Source organism: Novosphingobium sp., assembly GCF_036803765.1.
Classification (GTDB): Bacteria; Pseudomonadota; Alphaproteobacteria; order Sphingomonadales; family Sphingomonadaceae; genus Novosphingobium.
This window is the reverse complement of the sequence record NZ_DAIRTS010000028.1, coordinates 1-14,163: the sequence shown is the minus strand read 5'-3', so window position 1 is coordinate 14,163 and position 14,163 is coordinate 1. Positions and strand designations below refer to the sequence as shown.

Sequence of the window (14,163 nt, the reverse complement as noted above, 5' to 3'; positions counted from 1 at the left end):
CCCCATGCCTGCGGCATAGGGAGGATCCCCGGCCACTACGGCGCGCGGATCTCGCCCTTGGCGATGCGGTCGGCGTCGGAGCCGGCGGGCGGCGGCGGCAGGGCGGTGATGTCGAAATAGTACATCGGCGGCGGCACGCTGCCGAAGCCCTTGCAGACGCCGTTGCCCTTGCACGGCGGCAGGCCCAGGACGTTGGGGGCACGCGGCACGCCGTCGTCGATCGAGCGGGCGGCGTCGCTCTGGTCGCGCAAGGGGAGCCGCTCCGCCTCGCTCGCTTCCTTGCCGCCACAGACGATGATCGTGCCATCGGCGCGTCGGCCCGGGCGGCAGCGCGCGGCCTGGCTGCCGGTGATGATGCGCTGGGCCATGTTGGTGCCATCGGCATCGCTCAGCGTCGGCAGGCCCGGCCCCATTGGCGCCGGCACGCGGGCCGGTGCTGCGGTATCGTCCTGCGCCGGCGGCTGGGTGGCGGTGTCCTGGGCCGCGGCGTGCCCGGCACCCATCAGCAGCAGGGCGGCAGCGGCAAGCGTGCGCAGGATCGTTCCAGACACCAAGGCAATCTCCTGCGGGGCATATTCGACAAGCGTGATGCCTGCCTGGCACGCACCGATATTGCGTCGAGAGTTAACCCGCGGCCCTGCCGCTGACCACTGTTTTTAGGCTTCGCTTCAATTCGATGCGAGTGCCAGCCGCGGGCCGGGTTGTTCCGGCTCGAGCATCGACTGGCGGCGCAGGGTGCCGGGCGCGGCGACGTGGGCCGGCCGCAACCCTGAATCACGGGTTCGGAACTGTGCCGATAGACGCGCCAGGGCCTCGGCTTCGGTGGCAAGACTGCGCGTCGCAGCCGACGACTGCTCGACCATCGCGGCGTTCTGCTGGGTCATCCGGTCCATCTCGCCCATGGCGGCATTGACCGCGCGCAACTGGTCCGCCTGCGCCAATGCCGCATCGGCCATCGTGCCGACGAGCGTGCCGATCCCGCTCACCCGGGTCGCGAGCGCGGCAAGCCGGCTGCCGGTCTCGCCGACGAGCGCGACGCCCTGGCTGACCTGCGTGCTGCTCTCGCCAACCAGTTGCTTGATGTCGCGTGCCGCGTCGGCGCTGCGCTGGGCCAGCGCACGCACCTCGCTGGCGACGACGGCAAAGCCGCGGCCGGCATCGCCCGCCCGCGCGGCTTCGACGCCGGCGTTGAGCGCGAGCAGGTTGGTCTGGAAGGCGATACCGTCGATCACCCCGATGATCTGGCCGATGCGCGCGGACGAGTCCTCGATTGCGGCCATGCCCTCGATCGCGCGGGTGACGACCGCGCCGCCGGCCTCTGCCTCCTCGCGGGCCTGGTCGACGGCCACCTGGGCGTGGGCGGCGCGGTCGGCGGTATCGCCGATGCTGCGCGTCACCTGGTCCAGGGCCTGGGCGGTCGCGGCGATGCTGCTGGCCTGGCGCTCGTTGCGCTGCGCGAGGTCTTCCGAGCCGCTGCGGATCTCGGCGATCGCGCGCGACACTTGCGCCGCACCCACGCGCACCGCGCGAAGGGCCTCGGCCATGGCGACGATCGCGGTGTTGTAGTTGAGGCGCAGTTCCTCGAAGCCGGGCGGGAAAGGCTCGGTCATGTGCTGCTCGAGGTCCTTGGCCGCGATCGTCGCCAGCCCGCCGGACAGGGCGGTCACGACATGGGCCTGCACGCGGCGATCCTCCTCGCGCGCCGTCGTTGCCTCGCGGAACACCTCCATCGCGCACACGATCTGGCCGATCTCGTCCTGGCGATCGGCCCCCTCCAGCATGCGGGCGTTATCGCCGCGCGCCATGTCCATGATGCCGTCGGCGGTCTCGACCAGCGGCGCCACGACATCGCGGCGCAGCGCCCGGGCCATCCAGGCGACCATGCCGAGCAGGCTCAGCGCCAGCAGCGCGACGATTCCGAGCGAGAGCGCAACATGGGTATAGCCCTGCGAAAGCATCCGGGCGCGGTACGTGTTCGACAGCGCGACGAGTTCGTCTACGCGATCGTGCTGCCGGCGATAGGCCCCGGTCAGCGCGCCATTGTGGATCGCGCGCATCGCCGCAAGATCACCGCGCCGGGCTGCCGGCAGATACGCATCGTCCACGGTCTTCCAGAATGCGACCTCGGCCTCGAGCACGGCGTCGACGGCGGGGCGCATGGCAGGCGGCAGCGCGGCCTGCTGCCAGTACGCGCGGCGCTTGCCAAAGTCCGCCTCTTCCTGGGCCAATGCCTTGATCGGTGCGGCCATGTGCGCCGGGTCGGTCAGCATCAGCGTGGTATGGAGGTAGGGTTCGACGACGAAACACGGCGGGGGCAGGATGTCTGCCAGCAATTCGTCCTGCAGCAGCGCCGACCGGTGCATCGGCCCGCCGAAGCGGATCTGGCCGACGACGAACGTGGCCGCGAGGATGGCGGCGATCGTCGTGCCGATGATGATGCGCGTCGCGCGGCGTGCCCTGGTGCTGATCATCCGGTAAATCCCCAGCAGTCGATCGTTCGCCTGCTAGGCCCGGATGCTTAATTCTGCGCGTTGCGCCCCTGCGGGGGATCCCGGAGGGGCTGCCTTGGCGGCAAGATTTCCGCCAGGGCAGCCCCATCACCGTCAGAGCTTGACGTTGGCGGTCAGGATGGCGGTGCGGCCCGCCGCCTGGCTCGCGAAGTGCGAGGCGAAGGCCTTGTCGTAATATCGCTTGTCGAACAGGTTGTTGACGTTGACCTGCAAGCCGAAGCGCGGCGTGATCTGCACGCTGGCGTTGGCATCGAAGCGCCAGTAGCCAGGCACGTAGCGCGCCAGCGTGCGCACCACGTTGCCGCCGGCGTCGATACCGGCCGCATAGCCGCCATAGACTCGGCTCATGTAGAGGCCATTGGCGCCCAGCGTGACCTTGTCGGTCACCTTGTAGGTCGTGGTGGCGGTGAAGCTGTGCTCGGGCGTGTTGGGGAACTGGCGGCCGGTCGACGGCGCGGGGATGATGTAGGTCTTGCCCGCCAGCGTCACGGCCGAATTCCCGCCATTGACGATCTCGGAGTCCATGTAGGTGTAGCCGGCGAAGATGTTCCAGCGGTCGGTCACGTTGCCGCTGGCGGTCACCTCGATGCCGCGCACGCGCTTCTCGCCGATGAAGCTGACGGTGTTGTTGGCGTCGGTGGCGCGAGCGTTCTTCGTCTCGGTCTGGAAAGCCGCCAGCGTCAGCGCGAGGCCTTCGCCGAACAGGTTCCACTTGGTGCCGACTTCATAGCTGCGGGTACGCTCGACCTTGAGCGCGTCGGTCAGCGCCTGGCTGGTGGTGTTGAGCGCATTGCTTTCGCTGCCGTTGCCCAGGTACGAGCCCGGCGGCGTCGCGGCGGTCGAGGCCGAGGCATAGATGCTGCCATTGGGCGCCGGCTTGTAGGTCAGGCCCGCCTGCCAGGTCCAGATATTGTCGGTGCGGCTGAACCACTGGCGGCCGTCCTCGTTGGGGGCGGTGGCGGCAAGGCCGGGGCTGACGCGGGTTACGTAGTGGTCGTAGCGCAGCCCGAGGTTGAGCAGCACGGCCTCGCTGAAGGCGATCGTATCGAAGGCGGAGATCGCCTGCGTGTTGGCGCGCGAGCGGGTCCAGGTCTGCGGGGCCGAACGCTGGATCGCCGCCGGCGTGGTCGAGGTATCGCCGGCATAGCTGACCCACGGGTCGTAGGGGTTGGGATTGGCCAGCGTGGTGCAGTTGTAGCGCGCGATGTTGGCCGGGCTGCAGCGATCGGCAAGCGTGGTGCCGGTCGAGATCGCAGCGCCGGTCGCCGCGTTCGAGACGTAGTTGCCGACATCGGCCAGCTCGCGGCTGATCTCGCCGGTGATCGCGAAGGTGTTCTTGATCCCGCCGACGTCGAAGCTGCCGAAGAAGTCGGTCTGGTTGATGAAGCCTTCGGTGCGGCTGTAGCGGCTGTTGGCGCGGCGCCAGACGAGGCCCTTGACCACGTTGCCCTGGCTGTCGTCGGGCTGGGTCAGGACATAGGACTGGCTGGTGACGCCATAGCGCGCGGTGTTGCGCAGCGTCAGGCCGTTGCCGAACGTGTGCTCGATGCGCGCGGTGCCGATGTTGACCACGTTACGGCGGAAATCGCGATCGGCCAGGCCGTAGAACGCGGTGCGCGGCGTCTTGGCCACGGTCGTCTCGCTATAGCCGAGTGGCGCGTTGTTCTGCGTGTAGAGATAGGGAATGCCGCTGTCGGGCAGTTCGTCGCTCTCGAGGTGATAGTAGTCGAGCGTCAGCGAGGTCGGCCCGGTCAGCCCGAACTTGACCGACGGCGCCACGCCCCAGCGGCTCTGCCAGATCGCATCGCGCCCTGCGAGCGACTGGTCGTGCACCATCGCGGCGACGCGCACCGCAGCGAAATCGCCGATCGGCTGGTTCACGTCGGCGGTCACGCGTTTGTATTCGGCGGTGCCGGTGGCGAGCGCGGCCTGGACGATGCGCTCGTCGGTCGGCTGCTTCGACACGAGGTTGATCGCCCCGCCGACGCTGCCGCGGCCGTTCATCGTGCTGTCCGAGCCCTTGACCACCTCGATCTGGTCGATCGCGAAGACATCGCGCGATTGTGCGCCGATGTCGCGCACGCCGTCGAGGAACAGGCTGTTCTGCGCATCGGCCCCGCGGATGAAGGGACGATCGCCCTGCGGGTTGCCACCCTCGCCGGCGCCCAGCGTGATGCCCGGCACGAAGCGCAGCGCGTCGGTGAGCGAGGCGGTGGCGTTGTCCTGCAGCACCTGCTTGGGAATGACCGTGACGGTGCGCGGGGTGTCGAGCAGCGGCGCGGTATACTTGGGCGAGGCGGCGCGCTCGGTCTTGTAGCTGCCCTCGGTGATGGCGCTGTCGGTGACCGTCACGGCGCCGAGCACGCGAGGCGCGGTGCCCGCCTCACCCGCCGCGCTGCCGGCATCCTGCGCCAGCGCCGGGCTGGCTGCGGCGATGAGACCGATGCAGCCCAGGGCCAGGAAACGGGGCGCGCCTGCAGCGGCGGTGCGGTCGGACAGATCCCTCACTCGATATTCCTTTGCGCGGGGCGTGATCGATGACCTGATCCTTGCCCCGCGTCGGCCGGATCGGCGGGGCCATCGCATCCCCCCGCCTTTCGGCGAGCGCTGCCGTGCCCCTGTTCGAGACCGCCTCTAATGCGAATCTTTCGCAACTGCAACGCTATTGATAATGATTCGCTGTAAATTTGTTTGAGATCAAAGAAGCGGCGTTTTGGGCGCCTACGGTGTTTGTCAGCCCTTCTGGCCTCGGTCTCGATCGCAATCCGGGCGGGAGAGGCACACGGAGTGGCACGGATGGGCACTGACGAGCATCTGCTATTGCGATCTATTCTCTCGACTCCCGCACTAGACCACGCTATGCGAATGCCTCGCAATAACCGGTCCGGGGTCGTATTCGTGAGCAGCCAAGCCATGACTTTTGCCAACGCTTCGCCCATCCGCTTTCCGGTTGCGGCCCCGTCGACGCCCACGCCTTCATCGACACCCGCCGCTCCGCGCGGGGCGGTCGTCCCCCTGCGCCCGGCGACGTGGACGCCCTCGCGTTACGAACCGAGCCGCCGATCGCGCCTTGTCGCGGTGACCGGCGCGGGCGCTGCGGTCGGCGTCCTGCTCGCGGCCTTTCTCTCGCTCGGCGTGATCGGTACAAAGCCCAAGGCCGAAACCTTTACCGCGGTGCGCCTGTCGGCCGACCTGACCCCGCCGCCCCCGCCGCCATCCCGTCCGACGCCGCAGCAACCCGCTGCGGCGCCAGTCGCCGCGCAGCCCGCCTCGCCGATCGTTGCCCCGCCGTCACCGATCGTGATGCCAGCAAGCACGCCGGTTGCCAGCGCCGCGCCGGCGCCCGTGGTCATCGCCGCCCCCGCTCCGGTCGCCGCTCCGGCACCGGCAGCCCCCGCCGCGCCTGCTGCCCCGGCCATCGCGCGGGGGCGGGACCTCTCGGCCAATCTCGTCGAAGCCGATCCGCCCCGCTACCCTATCGATTCGCGCCGCGCGCGCGAACAGGGCACGGTCGAACTGGCCGTGACCGTCGGCACCGACGGCCGTGTCGCCGGCATCGGCATTGCCCGGTCGAGCGGGTTCGACCGCCTCGATCGCGCCGCCCTCGCCGCGGTCAAGCGCTGGCGCTGGACGCCGCTGCGCCAGAACGGCGTCGCCGCCATCGTCGAAGGCACCGTGCGCATTCCCTTCGTGCTGCAGGGCTGACACGGCCTCGATCCCGATGATGCTGCACATTCCCGGCGTACTCGGCCCGGCGGACCTCGAACGGGCCCGTGCCCTGCTGCGCGAGGCCGACTGGCAGGACGGCGATGCGACCGCCGGCCCGCTCGCCCGCCGGGTCAAGGCCAACCACCAGTTGCCGCTCGACAGTACGATCGGCGCCGCCGTCGGCCAGCGCATCCTCGAGCGGCTGGGCGAGACCCCGCTGTTCATCGCCGCCGCGCTGCCGCGCCGCGTGCTGCCACCGCGCTTCAACCGCTACGAGGGTGGCGGCACCTATGGCCGCCACATCGACAACGCGCTGTTCCGCGTGCCCGGCACCGACGACTACGTGCGCAGCGACATCTCCTGCACGCTGTTCCTCTCCGATCCCGACGAATACGACGGGGGCGAACTCGTGGTCGAGGACAGCTTCGGCGCGCACCGGGTCAAGCTGCCAGCCGGCGACATGGTGCTGTACCCCGGCACCAGCCACCACTTCGTCACGCCCGTGACGCGCGGCGCCCGGCTGGCCGCCTTCTTCTGGACGCAGAGCCTGGTCCCCGCCGAGGCCGACCGCCGCAGTCTGTTCGAGATGGACCAGGCGATCCAGGCCCTTGCGGCAGAGCAGCCCGATCACCCTTCCGTCGCGGCGCTGACCGGGGTCTATCACAACCTGCTGCGCCGCTGGTCGCAGCCGTGACGGCAAGCCACGCCGCCCCCCTGCCGGCCGACATCGCGACGCTGGCCGACTACGAACGCCACGCGGCCGCGCATATCGATCCCGCCACCTGGGCGCACATCGCGCAAGGGACCACGCACGCCAACCGCGCGGCGTTCGGCCGCTGGGGCCTGCTGCCGCGTCCGCTGGCGCCGATCGCGCAAGGCAGCACGGCGCGCGTGTTGCTTGGCCAGCGCCACGATACGCCGCTGCTGCTGGCGCCGGTCGCCTATCACCGGCTGGTCCACCCCGCCGGCGAGATCGCCACGGCACAGGCCGCCGCCGCGATGGGGGCAACACTCGTCGCCAGCACCCTGTCGAGCGTGACGCTCGAGGACATCGCCGCCGCAACCCGCGCGGCCGCACAGGAACTGGGCCTGCCGGTCCCGCCGCAGTGGTTCCAGCTCTATTGCCAGCCCGATCCCGACCAAACCCTGGCGCTCGTCCGCCGTGCCGAGGATGCGGGATATGGCGTGCTGGTCGTAACGGTGGACGCCGCGATCAAGCGCGCCGATTTCGCGCTGCCACCGGGCATCGTGGCGGCAAACCTCGTCGATCCTGCCGTCGCGGCGCCCGCACCCCATCGCGCCGAGGCCCAGGCCGGCCCGCTGGTCTTTGGCAGCGCACTGGCCCGGCAAGCGCCGACCTGGGACACGATCGCGCAGCTGCGCCAAGCGACGAGCCTGCCGCTGGTGGTCAAGGGCCTGCTCCATCCCGACGATGCAAGGGCCGCGCGCGAGGCCGGGGCGGAAGGCATCGTGGTCTCCAACCACGCCGGCCGCGTGCTCGATGGCGTGGCGCCAGCGCTGCCCTGCCTGCCCGCGGTGCGCGCGGCGGTGGGGCCGAACTATCCCGTGCTGTTCGACGGCGGCGTGCGCAGTGGCGCCGATGCACTCAAGGCCATGGCGCTGGGCGCCGACGCGGTCATGGTCGGCCTGCCGCAGCTTCATGCGCTGGCCGTCGGCGGGGTGGCGGGCGTTGCGCACATGCTGCACATCCTGCGCACCGAATTCGCGCTGGCGATGGCGCAATGCGGCTGCACCGATGCCGGCCGGATTGGACCGGGGCTGGTGATGCCGATGATCGGTGGCTAAGCCTGGGGCATGACGCCCGAACTTTCCGCCTACCTCGCCCGCATCGGCCTCTCCGGCCCGGTTTCCGCCACGCCCGAAGGGCTGGCCCGGGCGCAACGCGCGCACCGCGAGGCGATCGCCTTCGAGAACCTCGACCCCATGCTGGGCCGGCCGATCGAACTGGACCCGGCGGCGATCCGCGCCAAGCTGGTCGATGCCGGCCGCGGTGGATATTGCTTTGAACACAACGGCCTGTTCGGTGCCATGCTGGCCGAGATGGGGCTTCCCAGCCGTCCGCTGCTCGGCCGCGTCTGGCTCGGCGCTGAGCCAAGCACGATCCCGCCGCGCACGCACACGCTGCGGCTGGTCTCGATCGGCGACGAAATGTGGCTCGGCGATGCCGGGTTCGGTGCCGCCTGGGTGCCGCCGCTGCCGCTGCGTGATGGCGCCACGGCGCAAACGCCCGATGGCTTCACGCACCGCCTGCGCCGCGCCGATGTGCCCGGCAGCCTGCGCGGCGAATGGCTGCTCGAACGTCAGGCCGCCGGCGCGGCGAGCCCATGGGAGCCGCAATATGGCTTCGACCTCACCGAAGTCGCGGAAGCGGATCTGGCCATGGCCAATCACTGGACCGGCACGCGCCCGCAGACCCGTTTTACCAGCGCCTGCATCGTCTCGATCGTCCTGCCTGACGGCTTTGCCGCGCTGCGCGACCGTGCCGTCAGCATCCAGCGCAGCACCGGGCGCGAGGCCCATGCGCTCGACACACCCGACGCCTGGCGCAGCGCGATCGCCGACACGTTCCGCATCCGCCTGCCCGATGCCGACGCACGGGCGCTGAGCGCCAAACTTTACGCCTGACCCTGTTGGGCCGGACCGCGCTCGGGCATGGCCTTGCGCGCGGATCGCGCTATAGGCCAGCGATGACCGTGATCACCCGCTTCGCGCCCTCGCCCACCGGCCGGCTCCATGTCGGCAACATCCGCACCGCGCTCCACAACTGGCTCCTGGCCAAGAAGCACGGCGGCCGGTTCCTGCTGCGCATCGACGACACCGATGCCGAGCGCAGCCGCGAGGAGCATGTGGAGGCGATCCGCGCAGACCTCGCCTGGCTCGGTCTCGATCCCGAGGGCGAGGAGCGCCAGTCGCAACGCGGCGCGCTTTACGAAGCCGCGTTCGAGCGCCTTGTCGCCGAGGGGCGCCTCTACGCCGCTTATGAAACCGCCCAGGAACTCGACCTCAAGCGCAAGATCCTGCTCGGCCGCGGGCTGCCGCCGATCTACGATCGCGCCGCGCTAACCCTGACCGAGGCCGACCATGCCGCGCGCGCCGCCGCCGGCGAGCGTCCGCACTGGCGCTTCAAGCTCGATCACGACACCCCGATCACCTGGGACGACGGCATTCGCGGCCCCCAGCAGTTCGACCCGCGCCAGATGTCCGATCCGGTGGTGCGCCGCGCCGACGGCTCGTGGCTCTATATGCTGCCAAGTGCGATCGACGATATCGCCATGGGCGTAACTGACGTGCTCCGCGGCGAGGACCACGTCTCCAACACCGCGACGCAGGTGCAGATGTTCGCCGCGCTGGGCGCCACCCCCCCGCGTTTCGCCCATGCCGCGCTGCTGACCGGCAGCGAGGGCAAGCTGTCGAAGCGGCTCGGCTCGCTGGGCATGGCCGACCTGCGCGAGGCGGGGATCGAGCCCGAGGCGCTGGTCGCGCTGCTCGCGCGGCTCGGCACCTCCGATCCGGTCGACCCGGTGCTGTCCGCCGCCGACCTCGCCGCCGCCTTCGACCTGTCGCGCTTCGGCCGCGCGCCGGCGCGGTTCGACGAGGCGGAACTGCATCGCGTCAACGCCGCGGTCGTCCATCGCCTGCCTTACGCCCGCGTCGCGCATCTCCTGCCAGACGGCATCGACGCGGCGGCGTGGGAGGCAATCCGCCCCAACCTTGGCCACACCGCCGAAGCGGCGGAATGGGCACAGGTCATCGCCGGCCCGGTCAGCCCCCCGCCCTTCGACAGCGAGACAACGGCCTTCCTCGCGCAGGCCGCCGAGCTTGCCGCGACGCTCGACTGGGCCGACCCTTGGCCCACGCTGACGGCCGCACTAAAGGACGCGACCGGCCGCAAGGGCAAGGCACTGTTCCTGCCGCTGCGCCAGGCCCTCACCGGCAAGGACCACGGCCCCGACATGAAGGCACTGCTCCCGCTCATCGCGCGCGACGAGGCGGTGCTCAGGCTCCGCGCGGGCTGAGCGTGTCGCCCCCGTTCCAGCGCCTCGGTATCTTGGGTAGCGGGCGCGTGGCGCGGGCGCTGGCGTGGCGCCTGTGCGCAGCGGGCCTTCCGGTTCGGCTGCATGCCCGTTCGCCGGAAAAGGCGGCTGATGCCGTGGCGATGATCGCGGGCGCCGACGTCGAGGCGGATCTCGCGGCGCTGGTCGCGTGGTGCGACGCTCTCGCGCTTTGCGTTGCTGACGATGCCTTGCCTGCGGTTATCGAAACCCTGGTTCCGGCCTTGGGCGCGTGCACACCGGCGCGGCGGCTTGTGTTCCATGTCAGTGGTCGCAGCGGCGCCGACGTGTTGACGCCTTTGCGCGACGCGGGCGCACGGACCGCGGCGATCCATCCGGCGATGACCTTTACCGGCGACCCTGCGCTCGAGGCGCAGCGCATGGCGGGCGCGTGCTTTGCCGTGACCGCCCCCGATGCTGCGACACAGGCGTGGGCGGAGGCGCTGGTCGCGCTGTTTGGCGGGGTGGCGGTGCCCGTCGCGGAGGCGCAGCGCAGTCTTTACCATGCCGCTCTGTGCCACGCGGCCAACCATCTCGTGACGCTGATCGCGGGGGCCGAGGAAGCGCTTGCCGCGGCCGGGGTGGCGGAACCGCGGGCACTGATGGCACCGCTGGTCGAGGCCGCGCTCGGCAACAGCCTGGCGCATGGCTTTGCGGCGCTGTCCGGCCCCCTCTTGCGCGGCGACGCCGGGACGATCGCAGGCCACCTCGACGCGCTGCGCGCCGCCAGCCCCTCGGTGCTGCCGGCCTATCGTGCCATGGCCCTGGCAACGCTCGACGAACTGGCCGAACGCCCCGGGCCGAGCATGCGTGATGCCGAGCGCGACCGCACGCTGCGCCATCTGCTCTCGGCCGGGGGATAGGCAGGCGGATTATTTTCGCGCAGGACGGAAGGATATGGGGGCGCCGTGTCTCTAGGACAGGCGAAAGAGGGAAAACCCAAAGCCGATGGAGGATGGGACGGGACCGGATTTGCGAGCGCAACTCGAGCGCCGCCGCGCCCTGGCACTGTGGGTGGCGCGCGAGATCATGCCGCACGAGCCGCGCATGCGCGCCTGGTTCGTGAAGCGGCGGATTGCGCCCGATATAGTGGATGAACTCATGCAGGACGCCTATTGCCGCGTAGCCATGCTGGACAGCGTCGATCATATCGATTGCGGCCATGCCTACTTCTTCTCGATCTGCCGCAACCTCCTCGCCCGCCGGCTGAAGCGCCAGCAGATCGCGCCGTTCGAGGCGATCAGCGAGATCGAGAGCTATCGCGACAGCGGCCTGCCCTCGCCCGAGGAGCAGGTCGCCGCGCGCATGGCGTTCGATCGCGTGCGCAGCCTGCTGGCGCAATTGCCCGAACGCTGCCGCCGCGTCGTCGAGTTGCGCAAGTTCGAGGGCTGGTCGCAGAAGGAAATCGCTGCCCACATGGGCATGACCGAGAAGGCCGTCGAAAAGCAGGTATGGGTCGGCGTACGCGCGATCCGCGAGGCCTGGGACCGGCTCGACGACGAGCCCGAAACCATCGTGACGGGGCGCCTGGCACTATGACCATCGACCGCACTTCCACCCCGCGTGGCGATCGCGACGAGGCTGCCCAGTGGGTGGCGCGCATGGACGCGTCCGACTGGAACGCCGGCGACGAGGCCGCGCTCCAGGCATGGTTGCGCGCCGATCCGCGTCGCCATGGCCTGCTGCTCCAGGCGCAGGCCGCATGGCTGCTGCCCGACGTGACGACACCGGCAGCCGAGGCAGAGGCCGCGCCCGCGCCCGAACCTGCCAACGACACCCGCTCGCGCTGGCGGCGGCGCGGCGTGCTCGGCGGGATGATCGCTGCGGGTGCCGCGGCGGTGGTCGGCACGCGCTTTGCGCTGACCAGCGGGGCTGAATACATCACCCGGCTCGGCGAGATCCGGCGTGTGCCGCTGGACGACGGCTCGATCATGACGATCAACTCGGACACCGAGCTCAAGGTCAACCTGACGCAGCACGCGCGCGAGGTGGAACTGGCGCAGGGCGAGGCCTGGTTCGAGGTTGCCAAGGATGCGCAGCGGCCTTTCGTCGTCGCCTCCGGGCCGGTGCGCGCGCAGGCGATCGGCACGGCCTTTTCGGTGCGCAAGCGCGAGGAAGGCGTCGAGGTGCTGGTGACCGAAGGCGTGGTCGAGACCTGGACCGCCGCCGATGCGACACAGAAGCTGCGCGTGATGGCGGGCGAGCGCGCCATGATCAATGCCCGCGCGCTGGTGCATTACCAGGCGAGCGAGACCGCGCCGGTCGATCGGGCGCTGGCTTGGCGTAACGGGATGATCGACCTCAACGGCACAACGCTGCGCGAGGCGGCCGACGAGTTCAACCGCTACAACCAGCGGCAGATCGTAATCGCCGACCCCGACGTGGCCGCCGAGCAGTTCGACGGCCTGTTCCGCATCGGCGATCCGGAAGGCTTTGCCGAGACGCTCAAAGCGACGCTCAATGTCTCGGTCAACACCAGCGATCCGCGCACGATCCGCATTCAGCGCGCGGTGGAACCAAATCCGGCGAAATAAATTTCGCGCGCGCGGAAGGAAAATGCGCGGCCCGTGTCTCTAGGCGAATACGGACTGATACGGTCTGAAGCGTAACGAAATCCTGATGGGAGGGATAACTATGACAACGACCACATTACGTGGCGTTCTGTTTGCGTCGACGGGAATCGTGTGCATGGCGACCATGCCGGTTTCCGCGCAGGCCACCACCGAAGTCCGTCAGTTCGCGATCCCTGCGCAGCCCGCAGAAACCGCCATCGGCATTCTCGGCCATCAGGCCAACGTCCAGATCATCGCCTCGCGCAAGCTGACCCGCGCGGTGCGCACCAACGAAGTGCGCGGCCGCCTGACCGTTTCAGCCGCGCTCGACCGGCTGTTTGCCGGCACCGGCCTCGCCGCGCGCCAGACCGGCCCGGCGACCTTCGCCGTCGTCGCCCGTCCGGCGGCCGCGCGCAGCCCCCTCGCCGCGCCGCAGATCGCGCTCGCCAGCCAAGCCGCAGCCGTCGAGCCCGCCGCCGCACCGCGCGCTGCCGAGACGGCGGCCGAGGAACCCGCCACACAGGCGATCGTCGTCACCGGCCTGCGCGCCAGCCTCGACAGCGCGCGCGGGATCAAGCGCGCCTCGTCGGGCATCGTCGATGCCATCTCCACCAAGGACATCGGCAAGCTGCCCGATGCCAACCTCGCGGAATCGCTGCAGCGCATCACGGGCGTGTCGATCGACCGCTCGGGCGGCGAAGGCGCCTTCATCACGGTTCGCGGCTTCGGCCCGGAATTCAACACGGTTCTGGTCAACGGCCGCCAGGTTGCCACCCCTACCGACCCGAGCCAGGCCTCGGGTCGGGCCTTTTCCTTCGACACCCTGGCGTCGGAACTGGTCTCGGGCGTGGAAGTCTACAAGTCCTCGACCGCGCGCTACCAGTCGGGCGGTGTCGGCTCTACGGTCAACATCAAGACCGCGCGCCCTTTCGACTACAACGGTCGCAAGTTTTCCGCGACGGTTGACGCCAACTACGACAGCAACGCCAAGAAGGGCGCGCCCGACGGCTCGTTCCTGTTCGCGGACACGCTGGCGGACGGCAAGCTCGGCGTCCTCGTCTCGGGCAGCTACCAGCACCGCTTCACGCGGCTGAAGCAGGCGCAGACCGACGGCTGGCTCGTCAATCCCGCCGTCCCGGCCGACCAGGTCAACGGCGGCAAGGGCACGGTCAGCAGCAGCAACCCGCAGGGCAACATCTTCATCCCGCAGAACTTCGACAGCAAGGTCACGCGCGAGGATCGCGAGCGGATCGGCGGCACCGTCGTGCTGCAGTACCGCCCGAGCGACAGCGTCACGGTGACCACCGACGCGCTCTACAC

Annotated in this window: 12 protein-coding genes; 9 read left to right on the top strand and 3 right to left on the bottom strand. The window is 69.9% G+C overall.

The genetic code is table 11. The features are described 5' to 3' along the window. Positions 1-35 precede the first annotated feature (35 nt). From V7Q48_RS15625 to V7Q48_RS15615, 3 genes are all read right to left on the bottom strand, one after another. Complete coding sequence (locus V7Q48_RS15625) at positions 36-551, bottom strand: hypothetical protein (protein ID WP_333839437.1); 516 nt, start codon at positions 549-551, stop codon at positions 36-38. A gap of 117 nt (positions 552-668) precedes the next feature. After that, positions 669-2,471: a methyl-accepting chemotaxis protein gene (locus tag V7Q48_RS15620; protein ID WP_333839434.1), complete on the bottom strand. Its 1,803-nt coding sequence runs from the start codon at positions 2,469-2,471 to the stop codon at positions 669-671. A 132-nt stretch (positions 2,472-2,603) separates the two neighbouring features. Continuing rightward, positions 2,604-5,018: a TonB-dependent receptor gene (locus tag V7Q48_RS15615; RefSeq protein ID WP_333839432.1), complete on the bottom strand. Its 2,415-nt coding sequence runs from the start codon at positions 5,016-5,018 to the stop codon at positions 2,604-2,606. Positions 5,019-5,408: 390 nt separating this feature from the next. Between V7Q48_RS15615 and V7Q48_RS15610 the strand changes: the two genes are divergently transcribed. The 9 genes from V7Q48_RS15610 to V7Q48_RS15570 form a co-directional block, all read left to right on the top strand. Beyond that, entirely contained in the window at positions 5,409-6,215 is an 807-nt protein-coding gene (locus V7Q48_RS15610) for an energy transducer TonB (RefSeq protein WP_333839430.1), read from the top strand. 16 nt (positions 6,216-6,231) lie between these two features. Next, a complete protein-coding gene (locus V7Q48_RS15605; protein ID WP_333839428.1) occupies positions 6,232-6,912 on the top strand; it encodes a Fe2+-dependent dioxygenase in 681 nt (226 codons plus the stop codon). Continuing rightward, a complete protein-coding gene (locus V7Q48_RS15600; RefSeq protein WP_333839426.1) occupies positions 6,909-8,024 on the top strand; it encodes an alpha-hydroxy acid oxidase in 1,116 nt (371 codons plus the stop codon). Before V7Q48_RS15605 ends, V7Q48_RS15600 begins: the two co-directional genes overlap by 4 nt. 9 nt (positions 8,025-8,033) lie before the next feature. Then, positions 8,034-8,864, top strand: coding sequence for an arylamine N-acetyltransferase family protein (locus V7Q48_RS15595; RefSeq protein ID WP_333839424.1), 831 nt, complete (start codon positions 8,034-8,036; stop codon positions 8,862-8,864). A gap of 62 nt (positions 8,865-8,926) precedes the next feature. Beyond that, entirely contained in the window at positions 8,927-10,255 is a 1,329-nt protein-coding gene (gene gltX / locus V7Q48_RS15590; RefSeq protein ID WP_333839422.1) for a glutamate--tRNA ligase, read from the top strand. After that, the gene (locus tag V7Q48_RS15585) at positions 10,252-11,154 is read left to right on the top strand and encodes a Rossmann-like and DUF2520 domain-containing protein (RefSeq protein WP_442947153.1); all 903 of its coding nucleotides are present in this window, start codon (positions 10,252-10,254) and stop codon (positions 11,152-11,154) included. Before gltX ends, V7Q48_RS15585 begins: the two co-directional genes overlap by 4 nt. 109 nt (positions 11,155-11,263) lie before the next feature. Beyond that, positions 11,264-11,830: an RNA polymerase sigma factor gene (locus tag V7Q48_RS15580; protein ID WP_333839417.1), complete on the top strand. Its 567-nt coding sequence runs from the start codon at positions 11,264-11,266 to the stop codon at positions 11,828-11,830. After that, positions 11,827-12,825, top strand: coding sequence for a FecR family protein (locus tag V7Q48_RS15575; protein ID WP_333839414.1), 999 nt, complete (start codon positions 11,827-11,829; stop codon positions 12,823-12,825). The genes V7Q48_RS15580 and V7Q48_RS15575 overlap by 4 nt, the downstream gene beginning before the upstream one ends. Positions 12,826-12,979: 154 nt before the next feature. Continuing rightward, positions 12,980-14,163 (top strand): TonB-dependent receptor (locus tag V7Q48_RS15570; RefSeq protein WP_333839411.1); only part of this gene is annotated, 1,184 nt, incomplete at its 3' end.